Consider the following 26,213-nt stretch of genomic DNA (forward strand, 5'->3'; position numbering starts at 1 on the left):
ACGAAGGCAGAGTGTCTCAGAGGGTAGGGCGTCGGAGGCCGTTCTGGATCATGTGCGATCAGATCCGGCCACCACTCGGTCGACGAAGCCTCGGTCGACGAAGCCTCGTGCGACGAAGCCTCGTGCGACGAGAAGGCCCCGCCCGGCGCACCGGGCGGGGCCTTGTCGTCGCACGGGCCCTACGCGCCCTCGACCGGGGACTCCGCCGCCTGCAGCTCGTCCGCGTGCTCGCCCGTCACCAGGTAGACGACGCGCTTCGCGACCGACACCGCGTGGTCGGCGAACCGCTCGTAGTAGCGGCCCAGCAGGGTCACGTCGACCGCCGTCTCGATGCCGTGCCTCCAGCGGTCGTCCATCAGGTGCTGGAACAGCGTCCGGTGCAGCAGGTCCATCTCGTCGTCGTCATGCTCCAGCTGGAGCGCCAGGTCGACGTCCTTCGTGATGATGACCTCCGCCGCCTTCGCCATCAGGCGCTGCGCCAGCTGACCCATCTCCAGGATCGTCGCGTGCAGGTCACGCGGCACCGCGGTATCGGGGAACCGCAGCCGGGCCAGCTTGGCGACGTGCTGCGCCAGGTCGCCCGAGCGCTCCAGGTCCGCGCTCATCCGCAGCGAGGTCACCACGATCCGCAGGTCCGTCGCCACCGGCTGCTGGCGCGCGAGCAGTGCTATGGCCCGCGCCTCCAGGTCGTGCTGGAGGTCGTCGACCTTCTGGTCCGCGGCGATCACGCTCTCCGCGAGCTTCAGGTCGGCGTCGAGCATCGCCGTCGTGGCGCGCCCGATCGCCGACCCGACCAGGCGGGCCATCTCGACCAGGCCCTCGCCGATCGAGTCCAGTTCCTCGTGGTACGCGTCGCGCATCGGTGTCCCTCTTCTCCACAGCAGTCCGGGGTCCGGGTGGGGCTCGGACCCCCACGCTGCCACGTTCGGGCCCCTACACGTCGGGCGCTTCCACCGGAAGTGAACCGGCTCTTTCGCCTCGGTGAACTCTGGGAGTCGCCCGCCGCCGTTCGCTTCGTACCAAATGAACCAACACCGTCTCCACGGTGAACTCTGGGCGACGACTGTTCGAGCAGCCACTCGGACGGCTGGGAGAGTGTCTGCGAGCACGCATAACCTGGATGGCATGGACGTGAACGCGGCGGTCGCCGCATTGGCAGCGATCGCCGGGGTGTGCACCGGCGTGATCGCCATGCTGGCGTTCCGCTGGAGCGAACGCGACCAGGCGCGCCCGACGCGGACCTCCCTGCACACCGACGCGGTCCTGCCGCCCGGTGTCGACACGGTGCTGTCGGTCCTGCGGTCGTCGGCCGTCGTGCTCGACGAGAGCGACTCCGTCGTCAAGGCCAGCTCCGCGGCGTACGCCCTGGGCCTGGTCCGCGGCGGCAAGCTCGCCGTCGAGCCCATGCTCAACATGGCTCGCGACACCCGCAGGGACGGGGAGATACGGCAGGTCGAGCTGGACCTGCCCCGGCGCGGCACCGGACGGGGCGAGGCGCTCGCCGTCTCCGCCCGCGTGGCCCCGCTGGGTTCCCGGCTGGTCCTGCTGCTGGTCGAGGACCTCACCGAGGCCCGCCGCATCGAGGCCGTCCGCCGGGACTTCGTCGCCAACGTGAGTCACGAGCTCAAGACCCCCGTCGGCGCGCTCTCCCTGCTCTCCGAGGCCGTCATGGACGCCTCGGACGACCCCGAGGCGGTCACCCGCTTCGCCGGCCGGATGCAGATCGAGGCGACCCGGCTCACCAACCTCGTCCAGGAACTCATCGACCTCTCGCGGGTGCAGAACGACGACCCGCTGGAGGACGCCGAGCCGGTACGGGTGGACGAACTGGTCGCCGAGGCGATCGACCGCTCCCGGCACACCGCGACCACCAAGCAGATCACCATGGCGTCGGGGGGTAGCGCCGGGCTGCACGTCTGGGGCAACCGCGGCCAGCTGGCCGCCGCCCTGGGCAACCTCGTCGAGAACGCCGTCAACTACTCACCGGCCCGGACCCGCGTCGGCATCGCGGCCCGCCGCGTCGCCGCGCCCGGCGGCGACCTGATCGAGATAGCCGTGACCGACCAGGGCATCGGCATCTCGGAGAAGGACCGCGAGCGGGTCTTCGAGCGCTTCTACCGGGTCGACCCGGCCCGCTCCCGTGCCACCGGCGGCACGGGCCTGGGCCTGGCCATCGTCAAGCACGTGGCCGCCTCGCACGGCGGGGAGGTCACGGTGTGGAGCACCGAGGGTCAGGGCTCCACCTTCACCCTGCGGCTGCCCGAGGCGGGCGCCGTACGGAACAGCAACGCCTCCGGCGCCGAGGGCGCCGACGATCACGCCCCCGACTCCACCACCGAACCACTCCCTGCCCCGGAGGTCCTTCCGTGACCCGAGTGCTTGTCGTCGAGGATGAGGAATCCTTCAGCGACGCCCTGTCGTACATGCTCCGCAAGGAGGGCTTCGAGGTCGCCGTCGCGGCGACCGGGCCCGAAGGACTCGACGAGTTCGAGCGCAACGGGGCCGACCTCGTTCTCCTCGACCTGATGCTGCCGGGTCTGCCCGGCACCGAGGTCTGTCGCCAGCTGCGCGGGCGCTCCAACGTCCCGGTCATCATGGTGACCGCCAAGGACAGCGAGATCGACAAGGTCGTCGGCCTGGAAATAGGAGCCGACGACTACGTGACCAAGCCCTTCTCCTCGCGGGAGCTGGTCGCCCGCATCCGCGCGGTGCTGCGCCGCCGCGGCGAGCCGGAGGAGGTCACCCCGGCGGCCCTGGAGGCCGGCCCGGTCCGCATGGACGTCGACCGCCACGTGGTGACGGTCGCGGGCGGCAAGGTCGACCTGCCGCTGAAGGAGTTCGACCTCCTGGAGATGCTGCTCCGCAACGCGGGCCGCGTGCTCACCCGCATGCAGCTGATCGACCGGGTCTGGGGAGCGGACTACGTCGGCGACACCAAGACCCTCGACGTCCACGTCAAGCGCCTCCGCGCCAAGATCGAACCGGACCCGGGTGCGCCGCGGTACCTGGTGACGGTGCGGGGCCTGGGCTACAAGTTCGAGCCGTAGACACGGTGTCGCCCCGGACGGCCGGACGGAGTCCGGCGCAGCGTGCCGAAGCCTGTGAGGCCCCCTGGGGCCGAGCAGTGCGAGGGGCGCACGCGGGACGGGGCTCGAACCGGACCCGGGTGCGCCGCGGTACCTGGTGACGGTGCGGGGCCTGGGCTACAAGTTCGAGCCGTAGACAGCAGCGCGTACGGGGCGCAGGCTGCGGCTCGTACGAGGCGTGAGCCGTAGGGCGTACGCGAAAGGGGCGCCCCGCCGGACTTCCGGTGGGGCGCCCCTTCGTGTGGGTCAGTGGCCCGCCGCGTGCGTGGCCTCGCCGGTCGGCTCGCCGGTCTCCGGGGCGCCGGAGGCCTCGCCCGCCGGGGCGGACGCCTCGCCGGACGGCTTCTCCGCGGGCTTCTCCGCCGGCTTGGCGGCCGGGGGCGCCGGGATCTCGGAGGGGCCGAACTCCTTGAAGTAGCTCTGCGCCGGGACGACGAACGCCTGCAGGCCCACCTCGCCGGTCTTGCTCAGGCTGAAGACGACCCTCAGCGCGTCGCCGTTCCTGCGGTCGCCGATGCCGCTCGCGATCACGGCGCTGGCGTTGCCCTTGCCGCCGATGACGACCGAGCCGCCCGCGGGGACGACGATCGGGCCCGCGCCGGTGGCCGGCTTGAGCTTCACGACGGCCGTGGTGCGCGGCAGGGTGATCGAGTCGATGGTCTGGCTGGTGCTTCCGTTGTTGAAGACCGTCGCCGAGACGACGGCGGGACCCTTCGCGCCGGCCTCGGGCTGAGTGATCACCAGCGCGTTCTGGATCTGGACGTCTTCCACCGTGACGGCGGCGTTGTCCGGCTTGACCTCGAGCGTCTGTGCGTCGTTCCCTGCACCGCAGGCGGACAGCGAGGCGATCGAGATCACGATGGCGGTGGCGGCGAGGGCGCCGCGTCGAAGGCTGCGGCTCACGGCGGCGGCATCTCCTAGGACGTACGGACGGGCTAAGGAACAGCTAAGGGTGTGTCAGCGCGCTTAGGTTACCGAGCCGCACTCTCCGTCCCGCACCCGACCCGCCCCTTAGGCCCCGGACGTCCCCCCGGACGTCCCCCGGACGTCCCCCGGACGTCCCCCCTGCCCCCTGGCGTCCCCCTGACGTCTCCGTCGACATCACCCGGCGGATCACCCGGCGGCCGCCACCGTCCGGGCCGCGGTACCCGGATCGCGCCGCGCCCGCCGTGGCCCCCGCGCCGATTCGCCCGCCGTTCACATATCCCGCCGTGATCAATTCGCTATTGCCGCAGGAAATCCGCGAGCGCCCCCCGGCGTGATCAATTCAGGAAAGCGATGCGACAGAGGTCCGTACGGGTGATCGATGCTCGAACGGAGTACGCAGAGTTCGACGCACCGAACCGGACAAACCAGGGCAACCAACCCCCATCCTCAGTCCCCGGGCATCTGTAACACGCGCGTTTCTCTCCGTTCGCAGAGCGGCTCCGACCTGCGAATACCGCCCTCCGCAACTCCTCCGCAGCACGATCGCGTTGCTGTTGTCAAGCCCCGAGATATGCCCTGACCTGCGAAAACGCCATTCAGAAGACGCCGTTTCCGTGTTACCCTGGATAGCCACGGAAGGGGTACCTGTCACATGACGTTCAAGGTTGGCGACACCGTGGTCTATCCCCATCACGGGGCCGCGCTGATCGAGGCCATCGAAACTCGCCAGATCAAAGGCGTGGACAAGACCTACTTGGTGCTCAAGGTCGCCCAGGGCGACCTGACGGTTCGTGTGCCGGCGGACAATGCGGAGTTCGTCGGAGTTCGCGACGTGGTCGGTCAGGACGGGCTGGACCGGGTCTTCGAGGTGCTGCGCGCACCGTACGCCGAGGAGCCGACCAACTGGTCCCGTCGCTACAAGGCAAATCTCGAGAAGCTCGCCTCCGGCGATGTCATCAAGGTCGCCGAAGTAGTCCGCGACCTGTGGCGCCGCGAGCGTGAGCGCGGTCTTTCCGCAGGTGAGAAGCGCATGCTCGCCAAGGCTCGGCAGATCCTGGTGAGTGAGCTCGCCCTCGCGGAGAACACGAACGAGGACAAGGCGGAGGCTCTCCTCGACGAGGTCCTCGCGTCCTGACGCACATATCGATGCCGCGGTGCCCGCTGACAAGCTGTGACCTCTAACCACAGCGCTGTTGCCGGGCGCTGCGGCATGTTCGTGTCCCCTCCCGTTCCCGAGTGTGCGAATACGCCACGACGGCCGCGCACACGTGCGCCCGGCGCGACCGCTCCTGACCAAGTCGTCACGGAAAGGGCCCGGTCGAGGCGTCGCGCCCGGCACGATTGAGGCCATACCCACAAGGGCCGAGGAAACAAACCTGCCGGAGTGCAACCGATGTCAGACGAAACGCGTCCTCTCCGTACCGCCGCCGTGATTCCCGCGGCCGGCCGGGGCGTCAGGCTCGGCCCGGGCGCCCCCAAGGCGCTCCGCGCGCTGAACGGCACGCCCATGCTCGTCCACGCCGTCCGCGCCATGGCCGCCTCCCGCGCCGTCTCGCTCGTCGTCGTGGTCGCCCCCGCCGACGGGGCCCCGGAGGTGAAGCGGCTGCTCGACGAGCACGCGCTGCCCGCCCGCACCGACTACCTGGTCGTCCCCGGCGGGGACACCCGCCAGGAATCCGTACGGCTCGGCCTCGACGCCCTGCCCGAGGGCGTCGACATCGTCCTCGTCCACGACGCCGCCCGCCCCCTCGTCCCGGTCGACACCGTCGACGCGGTCGTCGAGGCGGTCCGCGACGGAGCCGTCGCCGTCGTCCCGGCGATGCCGCTGGCCGACACGGTCAAGGAGGTCGAACCGGTCGGCGCCGGCGCCCCCGAACCCGTCGTCGCCACGCCCGAGCGGTCCCGGCTGCGCGCCGTACAGACCCCGCAGGGCTTCGACCGCGACACCCTCGTCAACGCGCACGCGACCATCGCCCTCACCGGTGACGGAGCGACCGACGACGCGGGGCTCGTCGAACGGCTCGGCGCGCCCGTCGTCGTCGTGCCCGGCCACGAGGAGGCCTTCAAGGTGACCCGCCCGCTCGACCTCGTCCTCGCCGAGGCCGTACTCGCCCGCAGGAGGGCCAACGATGGCTTCTGAGAAGCCCGCGACACCCGTCGTCCCCCGTACCGGAATCGGCACCGACGTGCACGCCTTCGAGAAGGGCCGCGAACTGTGGTGCGCCGGCCTCCTCTGGGAGGGCGAGGAGTACGGCCTCGCCGGGCACTCCGACGGTGACGTCGCCGCCCACGCCGCCTGCGACGCGCTCTTCTCCGCCGCCGGCGTCGGCGACCTCGGCGCCCACTTCGGCACCTCCCGCCCCGAGTGGTCCGGCGCCTCCGGCGTCACCCTGCTCGCCGAGGCCGCCCGCATCGTGCGCGCCGAGGGGTACGAGATCGGCAACATCGCCGTCCAGGTCGTCGGCGTACGCCCCAAGATCGGCAAGCGCCGTGACGAGGCCCAGAAGGCGCTGAGCGCAGCCGCCGGCGCACCCGTCTCCGTCTCCGGCACCACCACCGACGGACTCGGCCTCACCGGCCGCGCCGAGGGCCTCGCCGCGCTCGCGACCGCGCTGGTGTTCCCCGTCACGTCCGCGGAGACGTCCGCATAGGGGGGCAACCCCCCGAAAAAGTCGCCCCGCGACCGGGAATCGGGCGCGGGGCACTACCACACGCCCACTACCCTGGAGTGGTGACCATTCGCCTGTACGACACCAGCGCCCGGCAGATCCGCGACTTCACCCCGCTCAAGCCGGGCTGCGTCTCGATCTACCTCTGTGGCGCCACCGTGCAGAGCGCTCCGCACATCGGCCACATCCGCTCCGGCCTGAACTTCGACATCATGCGCCGCTGGTTCGAGTACCGCGGCTACGACGTCACGTTCGTCCGCAACGTCACGGACATCGACGACAAGATCATCGCGAAGTCCGTCGACCAGGGCCGCCCCTGGTGGTCCATCGGCTACGAGAACGAGCGCGCGTTCAACTCCGGCTACGACGCCCTCGGTTGCCTGCCGCCCACGTACGAGCCGCGCGCCACCGGACACGTCACCGAGATGGTCGAGATGATGCGCGGCCTCATCGAGCGCGGCCACGCCTACGAGGCCGACGGCAGCGTCTACTTCGACGTGCGCTCGTTCCCCGACTACCTGTCGTTGTCCAACCAGGACATCGACGACCTGCGCCAGCCCACCGAAGAGGGCATCACCGGCAAGCGCGACCCCCGCGACTTCGCCATGTGGAAGGCCACCAAGCCCGGCGAGCCCGACTGGGAGACCCCGTGGGGCCGCGGCCGTCCCGGCTGGCACCTCGAGTGCTCCGCCATGGCGCACAAGTACCTCGGCTCCGCCTTCGACATCCACGGCGGCGGCCTCGACCTGATCTTCCCGCACCACGAGAACGAGATCGCCCAGGCCAAGGCCTTCGGTGACGACTTCGCCCGGTACTGGGTGCACAACGCCTGGGTCACCATGAGCGGCGAGAAGATGTCGAAGTCGCTCGGCAACTCCGTCCTCGTCTCCGAGATGGTCAAGCACTGGCGGCCCATCGTCCTGCGCTACTACCTCGGCACCCCGCACTACCGGTCGATGATCGAGTACAGCGAGGAGGCGCTGCGCGAGGCCGAGTCGGCCTTCGCCCGCATCGAGGGCTTCGTCCAGCGCGTCGTCGAGAAGGCCGGCCCCGTCGAGCCGGCCACCGAGGTCCCGCCCGCCTTCGCCGAGGCGATGGACGACGACCTGGGCGTCCCGCACGCCCTCGCGATCGTCCACACCACCGTCCGGCAGGGCAACAGCGCACTGGCCGCCGACGACAAGGAAGCCGCTGTCGCCCGCCTCTCCGAGGTCCGCGCGATGCTCGGCGTCCTCGGCCTCGACCCGCTCGACCCGCACTGGGCCGGGGAGAGCGACCGGGGCGAGGAGCTGCACGGCGTCGTCGACAGCCTCGTCCGTCTCGTGCTCCAGCAGCGCGAATCCGCTCGCGCGCGCAAGGACTGGGCGACCGCCGACGCCATCCGCGACCAGCTGAGCCAGTCCGGGCTCGCGATCGAGGACAGCCCCGACGGCCCGCGCTGGTCGCTCGCCAACCGCTGATGATGTGCCGCTCGGGGAGCCGGGCGGCACACTTCACTTACAGACCTATGTACGCAACACCGAGGATTAGGTAGTCATGGCCGGGAACAGCCAGCGCAGGAACCGTCGCACGTCCAACAAGAAGGGCGCGACGGTCGGCAGCGGTGGCCAGCGGCGCAAGGGCCTGGAGGGCAAGGGCCCCACGCCGAAGGCCGAGGACCGCAAGGGCCACAAGGCGTTCCGCGTCTCCAACGCCATCGCCCGACAGGCCGCCAAGCGCCGCCCCGCCCCCCGCCGCGGCGGCCCCAAGGGCACCAGCGAGATGGTCGTCGGCCGCAACCCGGTCTTCGAGGCGCTCCGCGACGGTGTGCCCGCCACCACGCTGTACGTGCAGCAGTTCATCGACAACGACGAGCGCGTCCGCGACGTGCTCAAGCTCGCCGGCGAGCGCGGCAACATCAACCTGATGGAAGCCCCCCGCCAGGAGCTCGACCGGATGACCAACGGGCTCAACCACCAGGGCCTCGTCCTCCAGGTCCCGCCGTACGAGTACGCCCACCCGGACGACCTCACGGCGGCCGCCTACGACGCCCACGAGGACCCGCTGATCGTCGCCCTCGACGGCGTCACCGACCCGCGCAACCTCGGCGCGATCGTCCGCTCCACCTCCGCCTTCGGCGGACACGGCGTCGTGGTCCCCGAGCGCCGCGCGGCCGGCATGACCGCCGGTGCCTGGAAGTCCTCCGCCGGCACCGCCGCCCGCACCCCGGTCGCCCGTGTCACCAACCTGACCCGCGCGCTCGAGGGCTTCCAGAAGGACGGCCTCACCGTCGTCGGCCTCGCCGCCGACGGCGAGCACACCGTCGAGGACCTGGAGGCCCTGGACGGCCCCGTCGTCATCGTCATCGGCAGCGAGGGCAAGGGCCTCGGCCGCCTCGTCGGCGAGACCTGCGACTACCGCGTCCGCATCGCCATGCCGGGCGGCGCCGAGTCGCTCAACGCCGGCGTCGCCGCGGGCATCGTCCTCTACGAGGTCGCGCGCCGCCGCAACCGCTGACACGTCTCGCGGACCTTTCGGAACAGGGCCCGGCTCACTGAGCTGGGCCCTTTCCTGTATCACCCGATCTTGACGCGGCCCGGACATTTCCCGACCGTCAAGGCAGTGTCCTAAACCCACATCACTCGGTTAGATGAGTGTGGACACAAGAACGCCCCGGCCGGGATTCGACGATCAGCCCGCGCTGAGCATGGTCAAAGTGGATTCCGACCCCGCGCAGGTCATCGTGAACCACGCCAGCTTCCGCGTCCGGCTCGGTCCGGCCCAGCAGCCCAGGTTCGCCGCCGCCGCCCCAGGCGTCGGCGGCGTCGGCGCCGGTCGGCGCCGCACCCCCGTCGTGTGGAGCGGCAAGTCCGCTCCCGGCGCGACCGGACTGCTCCAAGCCGTGCGGGAGTCCTCCGTCTCCACGCTCGAACCGCTGGACGCCGGCGCCACCCAGACCATCCCGCGCTTCGACGAGACGATGCCGACCCCCGTCGTCACCGCCCCGCTGCTGCCGCCGATGCGCCGCGCCGAGGGCGCGTACGACGACCTCTACGAGCCCGAGCCCGCCCCGGGCGGCTACGGGACTCCTGGCCACGGGGGCCCCGGCGGCACCGGCGAGCGCCCGCACCACCACGCCGCCGGCCGCCCGCCCGCCGCCGACGCGTCCGGCGTCCGGCACGCCTACTACCCCGGGCGCCGGATGAACCTCGGCGTGGTGCTCCTCCCGCTCCGCGTCTTCCTCGGTTTCATCTCCGTCTACGCCGGCATGGGCAAGCTCTGCGACCCGGTGTACTTCGACGGCGGCGAACGCGGCTCCATGGTCAAGTGGCTCAACTCGCTGCACCCCTGGGCCCTCGCCGAACCCCTGCGCGACTTCGCCCTCGCCCACCCCGTCGGCGCCGGCCTGACCGTCGCCTTCCTCCAGGTCGTCGTCGGTGTCCTCACCGTCCTCGGCCTCTGGCAGCGGGTCGCCGCGGTCGTCGGCGCCCTGCTCTCCGCCGCGCTGATCCTCACCGTCAGCTGGAAGACCGTCCCGGTCTACGACGCGCCGGACATCATCTTCCTCGCCGCCTGGTCCCCGCTGATCATCGCCGGCGCTCCCGTCTACTCCGTCGACGGCCGCCTCGCCGGCGAGGCCTGGCGGACCCTCGGCCCGCGGTCCGAACTCTGGGAGCTGCGCCGCCGGGTGCTGCGCCGCGGCGCCCTCGTCACCGCGGTCGTCGTCGGCCTCACCCTGCTCGTCGGCTCCATGCTCGGCGGCGCCGTCCGGTCCACCGAGATGGTCACCGTGCCCGAACGCGACGACGACCCGATCAACCACCTGCCCGGCCAGCCGCTCCCGCAGGAGCCGGGCGAGCGCAGCCCGTCGCGGTCCGCCGAGTCCCGCCCGAAGCCGTCCGAGACGGCCGGCGCGGATGGCGAGAAGCAGGACAGGAAGGCCGATTCGTCGCCGTCCGAGACGGTGCGCGAGTCCGGCCGGGTCGAGCAGCGGCCCACCGCCACGCAGGGCACCGGCGGCGGATCGCCGAGCCACTCGCGGCCGGCGCCCCCGCCCTCCTCCACGTCCGGTCCGACGGGCGACGGCGGCACGGACGGCGGCGCGTCCGACGGCGGCTCGTCGGACGGCGGCGGCTCGTCCTCGGGCGGCAACCGGAACCCGATCGGCGGCCTGCTGGGCTGAGCACCGGGACACGACACGGACGAAGGGGCGGCACCGCAGCGGTGCCGCCCCTTCGTCCGGTGCTGCCCTTCGCCCCTACATGCGGGTGCCCGACAGCTCCTTCGCCGCCTCCGTGAGGTCCTTCGCGGTGTCGATGGCCCGCCAGTACGCGCCCTGGGGGAGCGGGAAGCCCGCCAGACGGCGCTCCCGGGCGAGCCGGGGGAACGTGGTGCGCTCGTGGTCGCCGCGGTCCGGCAGCAGGGCCGTGAAGGCCGCGGAGAAGACGTACACGCCCGCGTTGATGAGATACGGCGAGGGCGGCGACTCGATGAAGTCGGTGATGTGACCGAAGGCGTCGGTCTCGACGGCCCCCCACGGGATCCGGGGGCGGGCCAGTGCCAGCGTCGCGGTGGCGTCACGCTCGGCGTGGAAGGCGGCCATCTCGCGCAGCGAGAAGCGGGTCCAGATGTCGCCGTTGGTGGCGTACCACGGCTGGTCGGGATCGGGCAGATGCGCGGCGGCGTACTTGAGGCCGCCGCCGCGGCCCAGCGGCTCCGACTCGACGACGGTGGTCACCCGGAGCGGAAGCTCGGCGGTCTTCAGCCACTCCTGGAGCACCTCGGCGAGGTGCCCGCAGGACACGACGGCGTCGGTGACGCCCTCGGCGGCCAGCCAGGACAGCTGATGGCCGATGATCGGGGTCCCGGTGCCCGGGATCTCGACCATCGGCTTGGGGCGGTCGTCGGTGTACGGGCGCAGTCGCGAGCCCTGGCCGCCAGCCAGGACCACGGCCTGCGTCGGAGAGGTATGCATACCGGGAACGATATGCGGATCCCCTGCGCGAACTCGGTTCCGACCGCTCAGGAGGCCGCCATGACGCCGGTCGCGAAGGACGTGTCGCAGACCGGGCGGGAGAAGGACTGGGCGCGGGTCGGGCCGTACTGCTTCACGGCGGCGCGGCCGAGGGCGCGGGCGATGTCCATGCAGTGCCGGGCGAGCGACGGGCGGGCCTCGACCTCACGCTGGAGGTGGGTCAGCGCCGTGCCGGGGTCCTTCTCCTGAAGCTCTGCGAGCAGTCGGTCGCGCAGAATATCCTGCGGTGCACGGGACTTGGCGCGCGTCGAGACGTCCGCCGAGGACGCGGTGAGCATCTGGGTCCCGGCGTGCTGGCCGGCCCACGGAACGGCGGACACCGCGAGCGTTCCGGAGAGCACCAGGACGACGGGCAGGACGAGTGCGAGAGAGCGGCCGATGCGGCGGGCTGTGTGGGTCACGCAGGCGAGCGTAGCGGCCGGTGATGATTTGGCGACATTTAGTCACTCTCGCGAGGGACGGTTCGAGGGCGTTTTTCGAATCGCGTGTTGACGCGAGGGGCGAGGGAGAGTCCGAATTGCCCGCTCTGCCGGGGTATTTATCGACTTTGTCGCCGGTCGTGGCTCGTGTACGCCGACGGCCCCGCACCTGCAACAGGTACGGGGCCGTCGGCGTAGCGGGAGGCGTCAGTCGCTGAGACGCTCGCCGGTGGAGGTCGAGAACACGTGGATCTCGCCCGCGCGCGGGACGACGTGCAGCTCGGAGCCCTTGTCCGGGACGGAACGGCCGCCGACGCGGACGACCAGGTCCTTGTCCTCGCCGCCGACGCGGGCGGAGCCGTACACGTAGCCGTCGGCGCCGAGCTCCTCGACGACGTTCACGGAGACGGCCAGGCCGGCGTCGCTGTCGGAGCCCGAGACGTCGAAGTGCTCGGGACGGACGCCGACGGTGACGGTCTTGTCGCCCTTCGCCGTGGCCGCGGAGAGCGCCTCGCGGGAGACCGGGACGACGCTGTTGCCGAACTTCACGCCGCCGTCGGTGATCGGGACCTCGACCAGGTTCATGGCCGGGGAGCCGATGAAGCCGGCGACGAAGAGGTTGGCGGGCTTGTCGTACATGTTGCGCGGCGAGTCCACCTGCTGGAGCAGGCCGTCCTTGAGCACCGCGACCCGGTCACCCATGGTCATGGCCTCGACCTGGTCGTGGGTGACGTACACCGTGGTGATGCCGAGGCGGCGCTGCAGCGACGCGATCTGCGTACGGGTGGAGACACGGAGCTTGGCGTCGAGGTTCGACAGCGGCTCGTCCATGAGGAACACCTGCGGCTCGCGCACGATGGCGCGGCCCATCGCCACACGCTGCCGCTGACCGCCGGAGAGCGCCTTCGGCTTGCGGTCCAGGTACTCGGTGAGGTCGAGGATCTTCGCGGCCTCTTCGACCTTGGCGCGGATCTCGCTCTTGTTGACCCCGGCGATCTTGAGCGCGAAGCCCATGTTGTCGGCGACGGTCATGTGCGGGTAGAGCGCGTAGTTCTGGAACACCATCGCGATGTCCCGGTCCTTCGGCGGCAGGTGCGTGACGTCGCGGTCGCCGATCCGGATGGACCCGCCGTTGACGTCCTCGAGCCCCGCGAGCATGCGCAGGGAGGTCGACTTGCCGCAGCCGGACGGCCCGACGAGCACGAGGAACTCGCCGTCCGCGATCTCGATGTCGAGCTGGTCGACGGCGGGCTTGGTGCTCCCCGGGTACAGCCGGGTCGCCTTGTCGAACGTGACAGTGGCCATGGTGATGCGTCCCTTCACCGGCAGGAACGTGCCGGACGATCCGAGTAAAGGAAGGATTGAGGTCTAGTCCACCAGGGTGAACTCCAGGTGACGCTACCTGGCGACGCCCGATCTGTCAGCAGTCGACCGTCGGTGAAATTCTCGGCCGGCGGCGGGCGACCGTTGGTTACACTGCTCTGGCTGCCTCCTTAGCTCAGCTGGCCAGAGCACCGCTCTTGTAAAGCGGGGGTCGTCGGTTCGAACCCGACAGGGGGCTCGGCGAGACGGGCCCGGGTGATTCACCCGGGCCCTTTTGCGTGCGTGCGGTCAGCGGCCGCTGAGGCGGTTGGCGAGGCGGGCGACCGGGGAGGTCGTGGCCGTGTGGGCGGTGGCTTCCTGGCGGTCGGCGGTGCGGTAGGCGGCGTACATCGTCTGGACGCCGAGCCAGCGGAGGGGCTCCGGCTCCCACTTGCGGACCTTGTGGTTGACCCAGGGGAGGGTCGTGAGGTCGGTGGGGCCGGACTGGCCGGAGTCCTGCTGGATCAGGTCGCGCAGGGTGCGGGCGGCGAGGTTGGCGGTGGCGACGCCGGAACCGACGTAGCCGCCGGCCCAGCCGAGGCCGGTGGAGCGGTCGAGGGTGACGGTGGCGCACCAGTCGCGGGGGACGCCGAGGACGCCGGACCAGGCGTGGGCGATGCCGACGCCCGCCAGTTGCGGGAAGAAGCGGGTGAGGATCTCCTTCAGGGCCTCGATGGTCCGGGGCTGGGTGCGGCCGTCGTTGTCGGTCTTGGAGCCGTAGCGGTACGGGACGCCTCGGCCGCCGAGGGCGATGCGGCCGTCGGCGGTGCGCTGGGCGTACATGTAGGCGTGGGCCATGTCGCCGAGGGTTTCCCGGCCGTCCCAGCCCAGGGACTCCCACTGGGCGTCGGTGAGCGGCTCGGTGGCGATCACCGAGGAGTTCATGGGGAGCCAGGTGCGGCGCTGGCCGGCGAGGGAGGCGGTGAAGCCTTCGGTGCAGCGGAGGATGTACGGGGCGCGGACGGTGCCGTACGGGGTGATGGCGTGCTTGGGCTTGATCTCCGTGACCGGGGTCGACTCGTGGATCGTGACGCCCAGTGCTTCCACCGCCGCCGCCAGGCCCTTGGCGAGCTTGACGGGGTGGAGGCGGGCGCCGTGCGGGGTCCAGGAGGAGCCGACGGCGCCGGCGACGCGGATGCGGTCGGCGGTCTCCTTGGCGCCGTACAGTTCGCGTTCCTTCTCGCCGAAGGCGATCTCGCGGGCGTGGAACTCCTTGAGGCGGGTGAGCTGGGCGGGGGAGAGGGCGACTTCGAGGACGCCGCCGCGGTGGATGTCGGCGTCGATCTCCTCGGCGGCGCAGACGTCGACGACCTCGGTGACGGTGTCGTTCATGGCCTGCTGGAGGCGGGCGGCGGCTTCGTGGCCGTGGAGGTCGGCGTAGCGGTCGCGGCCGGCGATGCCGTTGTAGAGCCAGCCGCCGTTGCGGCCGGAGGCGCCGTAGCCGCAGAACTTGGCTTCGAGGACGGTGATGTTGAGGAAGGGGACGGCCTTCTTGAGGTAGTACGCGGTCCAAAGGCCGGTGTAGCCGCCGCCGACGATGCAGACGTCGGCCGTGGTGTCCCCGGGCAGGGGCTCGCGGGGGTCGGGGGCGCCCTCCTGCGCGTACCAGAACGAGATGCCGCCGTTGACCGTGACCGTGGTGCTCATGCTGTTCCTCGTGCGCCGGAAGGGATGCGGGGGTACGCCGGCGGGTGCGCCGGGGTGCCGGTGCCCAGCATTCCGGTGTGATCGGGATTGGGGAAGGAGGGGTGAGGTCACAGGTGGGGTTCGGTGGAGGTGGTGGGTCGGCAGTGTGTCGAGGGGTGGGCCGGGGGCGGTGTGCGGATGTCCATCGGGGGCCGGTGTGCGGGTGTCCATCGGGCGGACGGTGCTGGCACGGGCGGCAGTTGGGGATCATGCTGATTTCATGATTCGTTCTGCCACGCCCGAAGACGTGCCCGTCATCTGTCAGCTGATCCGTGAGCTCGCCGAGTACGAGAAGGAGCCGGACGAGGCGAAGGCCACGCCGGAGCAGATCCGCGAGGCGCTGTTCGGTGAGCGGCCGGGTGCGTACGCGCACATCGCGGAGACGGAGGACGGCGAGGTCGCCGGGTTCTGTCTGTGGTTCCTCAACTTCTCGACGTGGCGCGGGGTGCACGGCATCTACCTGGAGGACCTGTACGTCCGTCCGGAGATGCGCGGCGGCGGTCACGGGAAGGCGCTGCTGACGGAGCTGGCGCGGATCTGCGTGGAGCGCGGGTACGAGCGGCTGGAGTGGTCGGTCCTGGACTGGAACGAGCCGTCGATCGCGTTCTACAAGTCGCTGGGTGCGAGGCCGCAGGACGAGTGGACGGTGTACCGGCTGACGGACGAGGCGCTGACGGCGCTGGGGTCGGCGGGCGTCTGAGGCGGAGTGTGGGTGTGCGGAAGGCCCGGGCCGGGAACGGTCCGGGCCTTCCGCGTGGGTGCTGTCAGGGGGCAGGGCGTCAGGGGATCCCGGCGTCAGGGGATCAGGACGACCTTGCCCGTCGTGCCGCGCGTCTCCAGGGCGCGGTGGGCGGTGGCGGCCTCGGCGAGCGGGAAGCGGTGGACGGCGGGGCGGAGGCGCCCGGTGGCGGCCTCGTCGAGGGCGCGGAGTTCGAGGTTGCGGACGGCGCCGCCGGCCTTTTCGAGCATCTTGGGGCCGAGGACGGACTCGGAGGTGATGCCGCGGGTGGCGAGTTCCTCGGGGGTGAGGGTGAGCGGGGCGCCGCCGGGGGCCCAGCCGAAGACGAGGTGCTGTCCGCCCTTGCCGAGGAGGTCGACGGCGGCACGGGCGGTGTCGCCTCCGACGGAGTCGAAGACGACGGTGGCGGTGCGGGTGCCGAGGAAGTCCCGTACGTGGGCGGGCCAGTCGGGGAGGGCGTAGTCGACGGCGAGGTCGGCGCCGTTCTCCTTGACGAGGGCGGTCTTGGCCGGGCCGCCGGCGAGGCCGATGACGGTGGCGCCGGCGTTCTTGGCGTACTGGACGAGGAGGGTGCCGATGCCGCCGGCGGCGGCCGGGACGACGGCGACGGAGTCGGGGCCGAGTTCGGTGAACTGGAGGATGCCGAGGGTGGTGCGGCCGGTGCCGATCATGGCGACGGCCTCGGCCGCGTCGAGGCCGTCGGGGATCTCGTGGAGCCGGGCTGCGTCGGTGACGGCCGCCTCGGCGTAGCCTCCGGGGACGGTGCCGAGGTGGGCGACGACGTGCTTGCCGAGCCAGGAGGGGTCGGTGCCCTCGCCAAGCGCGTCCACGGTGCCGGCGACCTCGCGGCCGGGGATGGTGGGGAGTTCGGCGGGGGCCTGCATGGGGCCGGGTTCGCCCTCGCGCAGGACGGTGTCGAGGAGGTGCACCCCGGCCGCGGCGACGGCGATGCGGACCTGGCCGGGGCCGGGGACCGGGGTGTCGGTCTCCTCGTACGTGAGGTTCTCGGCGGGGCCGAAGGCGTGGAGGCGGATGGCGTGCATGGTGGGCTCCTCGGGGTGCCGTGTCTCTGTTCTCCCGTTGATGAGCCCAGCTTTCGACCTCAAGCATGCTTGAGGTCAAGTCGTGTGGCCTTGAGGGCCAGTGACACCGCCTCGACCGCGCTGGTGAACGACACCTCGGACAGCACGCCCGGCGCGGCCACCTGGTCGCCGACCAGGTAGACGCCGTCGCCGCGGTCGATCGCGGGCCGGTCGCGCCAGGTGGTGCCGGGCCGGTCCACCGCGCCGGTACGGCCCTGGCTGAGGGCCTCGCGCCGCCAGACGGTGCGCTCGCGCCAGCCGGGGAAGGCGAGGTCGAGGAGGCGTTCGGCGTGGGCGACGCCGTCGGCCTTGGTCTCGTCGGGGCCGATGGGCAGTTGGGCCTGGATGAGCTGCCGGCCGGCGGGGGCGAGGGAGGCGTCCTGGGCGGTGAAGCGTTCCACCCAGCCGGGGGCGTCGAGGTCGGAGACGACGAACGGGTCGCCCTTGCGGGTGCGCAGCGCGAGGTCGAAGAGGACGGTCCGACCGCTCTCCCAGGTCAGGCCGGGGTCGCCGAGGAGGCGGGCGGCGGAGCTCAGCGCGGTGGCGACGACGACCGGGCCGTCGGCGACGGGCAGGGTGTCGAGGCGGGACGAGGTCTCGATCCGTACGCCGAGGTTCCAGGCGCGGTCGGCCATCCGCTCGATGAGCAGGCCCCAGCCGCCACGGATGTACTTCGCCTCGGGCGGGAGGGAGGCGGCGCGGTGCAGGCGCTCCTGGACGAAGCGGGCGGAGAGGGCGCCGGGGTCGTGGTGGAAGAGGGCGACGGCGCTGTAGTGGGCGGCGGCGCGGGCGGTCTCGGGGCCGGCGATGCCGGTGGCCCAGGTGAGGAAGTCGACGTCGACGGGGGCCTGTTCGGCCTTGCGCAGGGTCTGGCGGACGAAGCCGAGCGGCGGGGTGCGGCGCAGGGCGCCGCGGTGGTGGATGCGGAAACGCGTGGCTTCCAGCGGCGGCAGTTGGGCGAGCGGGCCGATGAGGCCGCGCTGGTGGAGCCAGGTCCAGTGGGGGCCGCGGTCGTAGAGGGCGTGCGGGCCTTCGTTGGTGCGGTACGGGCCTTCGGCGGTGCGGGCACGGCCGCCGAGGGTGTGGTGGGCCTCGTGCAGGGTGACGCGGGCGCCGGCCTCGGCGGCGGTGATGGCCGCGGTGAGTCCGGCGAAGCCGCCGCCGATCACGGTGATGTGCTTCATGTCTGCTGCCCCTTCCGGTGGGTTTCACGGATGAGACGGCCGGAGGGCGCGGGTTTGTGACATCGGGGGGCTGTCAGTGGCGTACGTCACCATGAGGACGTGGCTGGGAGAGCGAAGAAGAAGACGGTGGCGGCGGCGCGGCGGGCGGACGTGCGGCTGCCGGAGCTCGCGGCGTACGGGGGCGGCGGCCTCGTGCCGGACGGGGACTACGACGGGCTGGAGTTCGCAGGGGCGGACCTGGCGGGGCAGGACGGGTCCGGGGCGCGGTTCCTGGACTGCGCGCTGCGGGACTGCGCGATGGACGAGGCGCGGCTGACGGCGGCGCGGTTCCTGGACTCGGTGCTCGACGGGGTCCGGGGGGTGGGGACGGATCTGTCGGGGGCGACGCTGCGGGACGTGGAAGTGGTGGACGCGCGGCTGGGCGGGGTGCAGCTGCACGGGGCGGTGCTGGAGAGAGTGCTGGTGAGGGGAGGGAAGGTCGACTATCTGAACCTGCGGACGGCGAAGCTGAAGGACGTCGTCTTCGAGGGGTGCGTGCTGGCCGAGCCGGACTTCGGCGGGGCGGTGCTGGAGCGGGTGGAGTTCCGGGACTGTGTGGTGACGGGGGCGGACTTCAGCGCGGCGCGGCTGAAGGACGTGGATCTGCGGACGGCGCAGCGGCTGGAGATCGCGCGGGGGGTGGACCGGCTGGCCGGGGCGGTGATCAGTACGGCGCAACTGCTCGATCTGGCGCCGGTGTTCGCGGCGGAACTGGGGGTGCGGGTGGAGGACTGAGCGGGGGGTGCGGCCGGGGGGCTAGGGCCTGTCCGCAATGTCAGCTAGGGAGCCATAGTCGCAGGCAGGCGAGGGTGACCAGGGCTTTGTAGTGGCGGGCTCGTTTGTCGTAGCGGGTGGCGAGGGCCTTGTTCTGCTTGAGCCGGTTGAAACAGCGTTCGACGACGTTGCGGCGCCGGTAGACCTCGCGGTCGAGACGGCACAGGCTCTCGCCTCGCCGGAGGCGTCCGTTGATCTGGTCGACGCGTTCGGGGATGGTGCAGGCGATACCGCGTCTGCGCAGGTAGGAGCGGATCTTGCGGGATGAGTAGCCCTTGTCGCCGACCACCCGTAGCGGTCGGGTGCGGGGCCGGCCGGGCCCGTATCGCTTGATGTGGATGCGGGCCATGACCGGTTCGAACTGCGTGCAGTCGTTGACGTTCCCGCCGGTGATCGTGAAGGCGAGCGGCCGGCCCTGTCCGTCGCAGGCGAGGTGGATCTTTGTGCTCAGTCCGCCGCGGGACCGGCCGAGTGCTTCGCCGGTCCAGGGCCCCCTTTTCGGGCCCCGGCGGCGTGCTGATGGGCCCGCACGATGGTCGAGTCGACGCAGACGATCGACCAGTCGACCTCGCCGATCGCGTCCGAGTGCTGCTGGACGTGGGCCAGGAGCCGGTCCCAGGTTCCGTCCGCTGACCAGCGGCGGAACCGTTCGTAGACGGTCTTCCACGGCCCGTACCGCTCGGGCAGGTCCCGCCAGGCCGCACCCGTGGACAGCTTCCACAGGATTCCGTTGAGGACCTGCCGCCGGTCCCGCACCGGACGACCCATCCGGGGCGGAGCCAGCAACGGCCCGATCACCACCCAGGCCTGATCAGTCAGTTCATGACGTCGCACCACGAACGGAGTAACGACCGATCGACATTGCGGACACGCCCTAGGGGGTGCGCGGGAAGCGGGACTGGAGGTCCCAGATGGCGGGGTTGTCGGCGAGGCCCTCGTGCATGTCCGTGAGGTCCGCGATCAGGTCGTGGAGGAAGTCGCGGGCCTCGCGGCGGAGCTCGGCGTGGTTGAAGGTGAGCGGGGGTTCGTCGCCGGGCATCCAGTCGGCCTCGACGTCGACCCAGCCGAAGCGGCGCTCGAAGAGCATCCGGTCGGTGGACTCGGTGAAGTCGAGTTCGGCGTGCTGGGGCTGGGACGCGCGGCTGCCGCGCGGGTCGCGGTCGAGCCGCTCGACGATGTCGCACAGCGCCCACGCGAAGTCGAGCACCGGGACCCATCCCCAGGCTGTGGACACCTCGCGGTCCGCCTTCGTGTCGGCGAGGTAGACGTCGCCGCAGAACAGGTCGTGGCGCAGGGCGTGGACGTCCGCGCGGCGGTAGTCGGTCTGCGGGGGGTCCGGGAAACGACGCGAGAGGGAGTAGCCGATGTCGAGCACGGGGTCGATGGTGTCACGCCCGGGTCAGAGCCGGTGCTGCCGGGCGTACGCGCGGGTCGTGAGCCACAGCAGCGGGCCGGTCGCGAGGAGCGGGGCGTAGACGAGCAGGAAGAGGGTGTGGCCGGAGGGGGAGAGGTGGCCGTCGGGGGTGACGAAGAAGAACAGCACGGCCTGGCTGAGGCAGAACAGCGAGAGCAGGGCGGCGAGGATCCGCCCGGCCCGGACGGCGGTACGGGGGCCGGGACGGCGGAGCCGGCCGGTGACGAGGAGCAGCGGGAGCAGGGCCGCGCACTCCTGGAGGACGGTGAGGCCGACGACGTACGCGACGCCCCAGCCGGGAATCGCGTAGACGTCACGCAGCACCTCAGCGCTGTAGCCGACGGGCAGTTGCGCGGCCATCGCCAGCCGCCACAGGCCGGAGGGCACGGTGCACAGCGCGAGGAGGTGGGCGGCGCGGCGGGCGGTCCGCAGGTGGTCGGGGGTGGTGGGCGTGGGCGTGGGCCTCGTGGGGTGGGGAGCGGGTGTCGTCATGGCGTACAGACTCGCCGCGCCGCCCTCCCCGGGTCGTCGGCCCGTGGGGCGGAGTGGTTCCGCCGTACGGCGGAGCTCCGTGTCCTCAGGGACGAGGCCCTACGACAGGAGGCGCTGTTCCTTGGCGACGGCCACCGCGCCCGCGCGCGTGTCCACGCCGAGCTTGGCGTAGATGCGGCCCAGGTGGGTCTTGACCGTCGCTTCGCTGATGAACAGGGCGCGGGCGATCTCGCGGTTGCCGAGGCCCTGGGCGAGCTGGGCGAGGATGTCGCGCTCGCGGTCGGTCAGGGTGGGGCGGCCGGCGCCGCGCATGCGGTCCATGACGCGGCTGGCGACCGGGGCGGAGAGGGCCGTGCGGCCCTCGGCGGCCGAGCGGATCGCGGCGAAGAGTTCCTCGGGCCGCTCCGCCTTGAGCAGGTAGCCCGTGGCCCCCGCCTCGATCGCGCGGGTGATGTCGGCGTCCGTGTCGTACGTCGTGAGGACGAGGACGTGGACGTCCGGCGTGGCGATGCGGCGGGTGGCCTCGACGCCGTCGATGCCGGGCCCGAGCTGGAGGTCCATCAGCACGACGTCCGGCTTCAGCTTCGCGGCCATCGCGACCGCCTCCTCGCCACTGCCGGCCTCGCCGACGACCTCGATGCCGTCGGCGCTGCCGAGCAGCGCGAGCAGCCCGGCGCGTACGACCACGTGGTCGTCGCAGAGCAGGATGCGTACCGTCGAACTCGAAGAAGTCACTCTTCCGTCTCCAGGGGGATCGCGGCGGACAGGACCGTGCCCTCGCCGGGTGCCGACTCAATGGTGAGGGTTCCGCCGAGCTGGCGCACGCGAGCCCGGATGGCGGGCAGGCCGTGGCCGCGTACGCCCGCGTTCCGGGTGCGGCTCGGTTCGAAGCCGCGGCCGTTGTCGGCGATGTCGAGGACGATCTGGTCGTCCAGGTAGGTCAGGGTCAGCGCGGCGGACGTGGCGGCGGCGTGCTCGCGGACGTTCGCCAGCGCGCCCTGCGCGATCCGCAGCAGCGCCGACTGGACCCGCTCCGGCACGGGGACGGCCGTCCCGTCGACCCGGAAGCCGGCCGACTCGCGGGCGGCCAGCAGCTGAAGCGCCTCTTCGAGGCCGCCGCCCTCGGCGAGGTCGGCGGGCGCCAGGTCGTGGACGAAGCGGCGGGCCTCGGCGAGGTTGTGCTCGGCGATGGACTCGGCGGTGCGGACGTGCCGACGGGCGGTCTCCGGGTCGCTGTCCCAGGTGCGGTCCGCGGCCTGGAGCAGCATCTGCTGGCTGGACAGGCCCTGGGCGAGGGTGTCGTGGATCTCCATCGACAGCCGCTGGCGCTCCGCGAGGGTGCCTTCGCGGCGCTCGATCGCGGCGAGTTCGCGCCGGGTCCTGATCAGGTCGTTGATGAGGGCGCGCTGGCGGTCCGCCTGCCGCTGCGCGCTGACGAACACGGCCGTCGCGATCGCGGCGACAGCGGGCGGGGCGACCAGCAGGTTCGGGTCCCAGCCGCCGAGGTCGACCTGCGCGGCCACGACGAACACGGTCAGCAGGGTGACGAGGACGAGCGCGGCGCGCGGCGGGAGGGTGCGCAGGCCGGTGTAGAAGAGCGGCACGGCGCACCAGGCGAAGCTGGGCGCGAGGACGACGAGGACCATCCACACGGCGACGACGGTGGCCAGCCAGGCGATGCGGCGCGGGGTCGCGCGGGTGCCGAGCACCGGTCCGAGGAGGTACAGGGAGGCGAGCGCCCCCGACAGGGCGATGATCCAGGGGCTGCGGGCCTCCCACGGGTGCCGCAGCAGGAAGCGGATCAGGGAGGCGCCGAGCAGCAGGAAGAACGCGATGTGCATGACGCGCGCCAGCCATCGGGCGTCCGGGTCGTGCTCCATCGTTCACCTTCCGCAACAGAAACGCATCTGACCTGGTGGTACGTGTCCATGGTGGCCCCGGTGGGCCAGGGCGGCATCAACCGATCGGCTGACCCGGCCGTCATCCATCATGCGCGACGAGGGCAGCCGGTCCGGGGACCGTACGGGGAGGGTGGCGGCCACAGGATTGAGGCAGAGCGAACGAACCGCAGCCGCCAAGGATTTCGAAGGAGCCCCACCATGAAGAAGAAGCTCTGGATCGGTGCCGCCACCGCCGCCGTCGTCGCCGCCGGAACGTTCGGCGCCGTCTCCGCGAACGCCTCGGCCCCGGCGGCCGCCCCGGCCGTCGCGATGAAGAAGGACGCCGCGAGCGACAACCTGCAGCAGTCCACGCACCTCACCATCGAGGCCGCGACTGAGGCGGCGCAGGCCACCCTCGAGGCCGCCGAGAAGGAGAACCAGCGGGTCTCCGTCGCGGTCGTCGACCGCAACGGCAACACCATCGTGACGCTGCGCGGCGACGGCGCCGGCCCGCAGTCGTACGAGTCCGCCGTGAAGAAGGCGTTCACCGCGGTCTCCTGGAACGCCCCGACCTCCGAGCTGGTCAAGCGCCTCGAGACCGCCCCGAACCTGAAGGACATCCCGGGCACCCTGTTCCTCGGCGGCGGCGCCCCGGTGCAGGTCAAGGGCGCGCCGATCGCCGGTATCGGCGTGGCCGGCGCCCCGAGCGGCGACCTGGACGAGAAGTTCGCCCGCGCGGGCGTCGCCTCGCTCGACAACTGATCGGGACGGCGCGATGACTCCGGTGGCGTCCCGGACCCCCGAACGGGACGCCACCGGCTTTCTCGTACGGGTGCGGGACCGGGCAAGAACGGCGACGACTCGTACACACTCACGGACACGGACACACGGGCGGAGGACGAGGACCACGATGACGACGAACGAACCGACACGACGGCTGCTCGACGCCGCCCGCCGGGGTGACGCCGAGGGCGTGCGCGCCGCGCTCGCCGACGGCGCCCCGGTCGAGGCCCGTGACGGCGAGCTGCGCTCGCCGCTGCTGCTCGCCTCCCTCGGCGACCATGTGGACGCGGCCCGCGTCCTGGTCGAGGCGGGCGCGGACCCCGACGCGCAGGACAGCCGGCAGGACAGCGCCTGGCTGGTCACGGGCGTGACCGGCAGCGTCGCGATGATGAGGGTGCTGCTCCCGGCCGGCCCGGACCTGACGCTGCGCAACCGGTTCGGCGGGGTCGCGCTGATCCCGGCGAGCGAGCGCGGCCACGTGGAGTACGTGCGGGCGCTGCTCGACGAGACCGGGATCGCGGTCGACCACGTCAACGACCTGGGCTGGACGGCGCTCCTGGAGGCCGTGATCCTCGGCGACGGCGGCCGGGCGCACGAGGAGGTCGTCGAGCTCCTGCTCGCCGCGGGCGCGACGCCCGACCTCCCGGACGCGGACGGCGTCACGCCGCTCGCGCACGCCGAACGCCGCGGCTTCGACGGCATCGCGGCGCTGCTCAGGGCCGCCGGGCAGCAGGACTGACGGCGCGCGGGGCCGAACGACCCGCGCCTAAGATCAACAGATGGACCCCCGTACGCGCCCCCGACCCCGGACCCGGCCGCGCGCACTCCTCGCGCGGTCCGCGCCGGCCGTCGCGGCGCTGCTGCTCCTGGCCGGATGCAGCGGGGCCGGCGGGGTGGACGGGACGCCCGGGTCGGCCGGGCTGCGCGACCCGTACTTCCCGAAGCTGGGCAACGGGGGGTACGACGTACAGCACTACGCGCTGAAGCTCGCCTACGACCCGAAGACGCGGCGGCTCGACGCCACCGCGGAGATCACCGCCACCGCCACCCAGAACCTCAGCGCCTTCAACCTCGACCTGTCCGGGCTGACCGTCCGCGACGCCGCCGTCGACGGGGCGCGGGCCGCGGTCAGCCGGGCCGGCAAGGAGCTGACGGTCCGGCCGCGCGACGAGATCGACAAGGACGCGGTGTTCCGCACCACCGTCGCGTACTCCGGCGTCCCCGAGACGATCACCGATCCGGACGGCTCGGAGGAGGGCTGGCTGCCCACCGCCGACGGGGCGCTCGCGGTCGGCGAACCGACCGGCTCCATGGCGTGGTTCCCCGGCAACCACCACCCGTCCGACAAGGCGACGTACGAGATCACGCTCACCGTCCCCGCCGGTCTCAAGGCGCTGTCCAACGGCCGCCTGGTCAGCGAGCGCACCGAGAAAGGCCGGACCACCGCGGTCTGGAGCGCGCCCGAGCCGATGGCGAGCTACGTCGCGACGGTCGCCATCGGGAGGTACACGACCGGAACGGCGAAGGTCCGCGCCGGTACGGCCGCCGACGTGCCCGTGCTCACGGCCGTCGACCCGTCCGCCGCGGACGCCGAGACCGCCGCGCTGGCCGCCCGGGTCCCCGAGATCCTGGACTGGCAGGCAGAGAACTTCGGCCCGTACCCGTTCTCGGCGGCCGGCGCGATCGTCGAACGCCCCGGGGACCTCGGCTACGCCCTGGAGACCCAGACCCGGCCGTTGTTCCCGCGCACGGCGTTCGACACCCCGACGCTCGTCCACGAGCTGGCGCACCAGTGGTACGGAGACTCCGTCACCCCGAAGTCCTGGCGGGACATGTGGCTCAACGAGGGCTTCGCGACGTACGCGGAGTGGCTGTACGCCGAGGACTTCGAGGACACCCCGGCGCAGGAGAGTTTCGACGAGGCGTTCGACGACGACTCCAACTGGGCCTTCCCGCCCGCCGATCCGCCGTCCGCCGAGAACATCTCGGACGCGCCGGTGTACGGCCGGGGCGCGATGGTGCTGCACAAGCTGCGGCAGACGGTCGGCGACGAGACGTTCTACGAGATCCTGCGCGGCTGGCCGGCGAAGTACCGCTACGCCAACGCCTCCACCGACGACTTCACCGCCTACGCGGAGTCGGTGGCGGGCGAGGACCTCGACGAGGTCTGGGACGTATGGCTGTACGGCAACGGCAGACCGACGGACCCCGAGGGCTAGGGGGTGCCTTCCGGATCATGCCGGGCTCCCGACGCAAGGAGCGCCTTGCGCATCACGACGCACGGGCGGCCGAGGGTGCGGTCGGGGCGGCGGTCGGTCTCCGCGTAACCGAGCGCGGTCCAGAAGGCCAGCGCGCGCGGGTTGTTCTCCAGAACGGCGAGCCGCAGCCCGGTCCGTCCGGCCGCGCGGAAGCGGTCCTCGACGGCGGCGGCGAGCCGGCGATCCCGACTCGTTCCACTCCGCGTGGGCAATCGTCCCGCAGGGCGGGACGGGTGGGCACACGGGACGGCGCCCACGCGGGCGCGTTCCGCACGTGCTCCTGCCCGCACCACGTGGACGCCGCGCTTGCAGGGGCGGCGTCCACGGGGTGCGGGTACGAACTTGGGGCGGAGGCGCCCGCAAGGGCGCCGTCCCGTTGTGCCCACCCGTTCCGCCCCAGCGGAA

Annotated in this window: 26 protein-coding genes, 1 tRNA gene and 1 pseudogene; 14 read left to right on the forward strand and 14 right to left on the reverse strand. The window is 72.0% G+C overall.

The window, feature by feature from the left end; all coding sequences use genetic code 11:
* Positions 1–179 precede the first annotated feature (179 nt).
* Positions 180–860 (reverse strand): phosphate signaling complex protein PhoU, encoded by a 681-nt coding sequence (gene phoU / locus R2D22_RS20165; protein WP_318105513.1) that lies wholly within the window; start codon positions 858–860, stop codon positions 180–182.
* Positions 861–1,125: 265 nt separating this feature from the next.
* Between phoU and phoR the strand changes: the two genes are divergently transcribed.
* Positions 1,126–2,370 carry a two-component system sensor histidine kinase PhoR gene (gene phoR, locus R2D22_RS20170; RefSeq protein ID WP_318105516.1) on the forward strand — a complete coding sequence of 415 codons (1,245 nt, stop codon included), beginning with the start codon at positions 1,126–1,128 and terminating at the stop codon, positions 2,368–2,370.
* A gap of 5 nt (positions 2,371–2,375) precedes the next feature.
* Positions 2,376–3,047 (forward strand): two-component system response regulator PhoP, encoded by a 672-nt coding sequence (gene phoP, locus R2D22_RS20175; protein WP_475638844.1) that lies wholly within the window; start codon positions 2,376–2,378, stop codon positions 3,045–3,047.
* Between the two features lie 285 nt (positions 3,048–3,332).
* Here phoP and R2D22_RS20185 read toward each other — a convergent pair whose 3' ends face one another.
* Complete coding sequence (locus R2D22_RS20185; protein ID WP_318105521.1) at positions 3,333–3,989, reverse strand: DUF461 domain-containing protein; 657 nt, start codon at positions 3,987–3,989, stop codon at positions 3,333–3,335.
* Between the two features lie 676 nt (positions 3,990–4,665).
* On the opposite strand from R2D22_RS20185, the gene R2D22_RS20190 reads away from it, so the two are divergent.
* The 6 genes from R2D22_RS20190 to R2D22_RS20215 all read left to right on the forward strand — a co-directional run bounded on the left by R2D22_RS20190 (position 4,666) and on the right by R2D22_RS20215 (position 10,844).
* Positions 4,666–5,148, forward strand: coding sequence for a CarD family transcriptional regulator (locus R2D22_RS20190; RefSeq protein WP_003953493.1), 483 nt, complete (start codon positions 4,666–4,668; stop codon positions 5,146–5,148).
* A gap of 258 nt (positions 5,149–5,406) precedes the next feature.
* The gene (gene ispD, locus R2D22_RS20195; protein WP_318105523.1) at positions 5,407–6,153 is read left to right on the forward strand and encodes a 2-C-methyl-D-erythritol 4-phosphate cytidylyltransferase; all 747 of its coding nucleotides are present in this window, start codon (positions 5,407–5,409) and stop codon (positions 6,151–6,153) included.
* Positions 6,143–6,664, forward strand: coding sequence for a 2-C-methyl-D-erythritol 2,4-cyclodiphosphate synthase (gene ispF / locus R2D22_RS20200; RefSeq protein ID WP_318105525.1), 522 nt, complete (start codon positions 6,143–6,145; stop codon positions 6,662–6,664). The genes ispD and ispF overlap by 11 nt, the downstream gene beginning before the upstream one ends.
* An 80-nt stretch (positions 6,665–6,744) precedes the next feature.
* Positions 6,745–8,142: a cysteine--tRNA ligase gene (gene cysS / locus R2D22_RS20205; protein WP_318105527.1), complete on the forward strand. Its 1,398-nt coding sequence runs from the start codon at positions 6,745–6,747 to the stop codon at positions 8,140–8,142.
* Positions 8,143–8,218: 76 nt separating this feature from the next.
* Positions 8,219–9,178 carry a 23S rRNA (guanosine(2251)-2'-O)-methyltransferase RlmB gene (rlmB, locus tag R2D22_RS20210; protein WP_318105529.1) on the forward strand — a complete coding sequence of 320 codons (960 nt, stop codon included), beginning with the start codon at positions 8,219–8,221 and terminating at the stop codon, positions 9,176–9,178.
* Positions 9,179–9,311: 133 nt separating this feature from the next.
* Positions 9,312–10,844, forward strand: a complete 1,533-nt coding sequence (locus tag R2D22_RS20215; RefSeq protein WP_318105530.1) for a DoxX family membrane protein — start codon at positions 9,312–9,314, stop codon at positions 10,842–10,844.
* Between the two features lie 75 nt (positions 10,845–10,919).
* Here R2D22_RS20215 and R2D22_RS20220 read toward each other — a convergent pair whose 3' ends face one another.
* The 3 genes from R2D22_RS20220 to R2D22_RS20230 form a co-directional block, all read right to left on the reverse strand.
* The gene (locus tag R2D22_RS20220; RefSeq protein WP_318105532.1) at positions 10,920–11,636 is read right to left on the reverse strand and encodes a nucleotidyltransferase family protein; all 717 of its coding nucleotides are present in this window, start codon (positions 11,634–11,636) and stop codon (positions 10,920–10,922) included.
* Positions 11,637–11,683: 47 nt separating this feature from the next.
* Positions 11,684–12,097, reverse strand: coding sequence for a hypothetical protein (locus R2D22_RS20225; RefSeq protein WP_318105534.1), 414 nt, complete (start codon positions 12,095–12,097; stop codon positions 11,684–11,686).
* A 225-nt stretch (positions 12,098–12,322) separates the two neighbouring features.
* Positions 12,323–13,420, reverse strand: coding sequence for an ABC transporter ATP-binding protein (locus tag R2D22_RS20230; protein WP_318105536.1), 1,098 nt, complete (start codon positions 13,418–13,420; stop codon positions 12,323–12,325).
* 182 nt (positions 13,421–13,602) lie between these two features.
* Here R2D22_RS20230 and R2D22_RS20235 point away from each other — a divergent pair.
* Positions 13,603–13,676: transfer RNA gene (locus R2D22_RS20235), tRNA-Thr, on the forward strand.
* Between the two features lie 50 nt (positions 13,677–13,726).
* Here the strand turns inward: R2D22_RS20235 and R2D22_RS20240 are convergent.
* A complete protein-coding gene (locus R2D22_RS20240) occupies positions 13,727–15,124 on the reverse strand; it encodes an NAD(P)/FAD-dependent oxidoreductase (protein WP_318105537.1) in 1,398 nt (465 codons plus the stop codon).
* 259 nt (positions 15,125–15,383) lie between these two features.
* Between R2D22_RS20240 and R2D22_RS20245 the strand changes: the two genes are divergently transcribed.
* Entirely contained in the window at positions 15,384–15,863 is a 480-nt protein-coding gene (locus R2D22_RS20245; protein ID WP_318105538.1) for a GNAT family N-acetyltransferase, read from the forward strand.
* A gap of 95 nt (positions 15,864–15,958) precedes the next feature.
* Here the strand turns inward: R2D22_RS20245 and R2D22_RS20250 are convergent, their stop codons facing one another.
* Positions 15,959–16,945 carry a zinc-binding dehydrogenase gene (locus R2D22_RS20250; protein WP_318105542.1) on the reverse strand — a complete coding sequence of 329 codons (987 nt, stop codon included), beginning with the start codon at positions 16,943–16,945 and terminating at the stop codon, positions 15,959–15,961.
* Between the two features lie 59 nt (positions 16,946–17,004).
* Positions 17,005–18,168, reverse strand: coding sequence for an NAD(P)-binding protein (locus R2D22_RS20255; RefSeq protein ID WP_318105544.1), 1,164 nt, complete (start codon positions 18,166–18,168; stop codon positions 17,005–17,007).
* Positions 18,169–18,267: 99 nt separating this feature from the next.
* Here R2D22_RS20255 and R2D22_RS20260 point away from each other — a divergent pair, with 99 nt between their 5' ends.
* Positions 18,268–18,942, forward strand: coding sequence for a pentapeptide repeat-containing protein (locus R2D22_RS20260; protein ID WP_411977051.1), 675 nt, complete (start codon positions 18,268–18,270; stop codon positions 18,940–18,942).
* 40 nt (positions 18,943–18,982) lie between these two features.
* Here R2D22_RS20260 and R2D22_RS20265 read toward each other — a convergent pair.
* From R2D22_RS20265 to R2D22_RS20290, 5 genes and pseudogenes are all read right to left on the reverse strand, one after another.
* Positions 18,983–19,815: pseudogene (locus R2D22_RS20265) on the reverse strand (IS5 family transposase).
* A gap of 40 nt (positions 19,816–19,855) precedes the next feature.
* On the reverse strand, positions 19,856–20,356 hold the full coding sequence (locus R2D22_RS20275) for a hypothetical protein (protein WP_318105548.1): 501 nt from the start codon (positions 20,354–20,356) through the stop codon (positions 19,856–19,858).
* Between the two features lie 24 nt (positions 20,357–20,380).
* Positions 20,381–20,887, reverse strand: a complete 507-nt coding sequence (locus R2D22_RS20280) for a hypothetical protein (RefSeq protein WP_318105552.1) — start codon at positions 20,885–20,887, stop codon at positions 20,381–20,383.
* Between the two features lie 99 nt (positions 20,888–20,986).
* Positions 20,987–21,622 carry a response regulator transcription factor gene (locus R2D22_RS20285; protein WP_318105553.1) on the reverse strand — a complete coding sequence of 212 codons (636 nt, stop codon included), beginning with the start codon at positions 21,620–21,622 and terminating at the stop codon, positions 20,987–20,989.
* Positions 21,619–22,767 (reverse strand): sensor histidine kinase, encoded by a 1,149-nt coding sequence (locus tag R2D22_RS20290; protein ID WP_318105555.1) that lies wholly within the window; start codon positions 22,765–22,767, stop codon positions 21,619–21,621. The genes R2D22_RS20285 and R2D22_RS20290 overlap by 4 nt, the downstream gene beginning before the upstream one ends.
* A gap of 219 nt (positions 22,768–22,986) precedes the next feature.
* Between R2D22_RS20290 and R2D22_RS20295 the strand changes: the two genes are divergently transcribed.
* From R2D22_RS20295 to R2D22_RS20305, 3 genes are all read left to right on the forward strand, one after another.
* Positions 22,987–23,529 carry a GlcG/HbpS family heme-binding protein gene (locus tag R2D22_RS20295; protein WP_318105558.1) on the forward strand — a complete coding sequence of 181 codons (543 nt, stop codon included), beginning with the start codon at positions 22,987–22,989 and terminating at the stop codon, positions 23,527–23,529.
* A 148-nt stretch (positions 23,530–23,677) separates the two neighbouring features.
* Positions 23,678–24,289 carry an ankyrin repeat domain-containing protein gene (locus tag R2D22_RS20300; protein WP_318105561.1) on the forward strand — a complete coding sequence of 204 codons (612 nt, stop codon included), beginning with the start codon at positions 23,678–23,680 and terminating at the stop codon, positions 24,287–24,289.
* 40 nt (positions 24,290–24,329) lie between these two features.
* Positions 24,330–25,769: a M1 family metallopeptidase gene (locus R2D22_RS20305; protein ID WP_318105562.1), complete on the forward strand. Its 1,440-nt coding sequence runs from the start codon at positions 24,330–24,332 to the stop codon at positions 25,767–25,769.
* Here R2D22_RS20305 and R2D22_RS20310 read toward each other — a convergent pair.
* Complete coding sequence (locus R2D22_RS20310; protein WP_411977052.1) at positions 25,766–26,020, reverse strand: GNAT family N-acetyltransferase; 255 nt, start codon at positions 26,018–26,020, stop codon at positions 25,766–25,768. The two genes, R2D22_RS20305 and R2D22_RS20310, sit on opposite strands and share 4 nt — an antisense overlap.
* Positions 26,021–26,213: the final 193 nt, after the last annotated feature.

Origin of the sequence: Streptomyces sp. HUAS YS2 (assembly GCF_033343995.1) — a bacterium.
GTDB classification, from domain to species: Bacteria; Actinomycetota; Actinomycetes; order Streptomycetales; family Streptomycetaceae; genus Streptomyces; species Streptomyces solicathayae.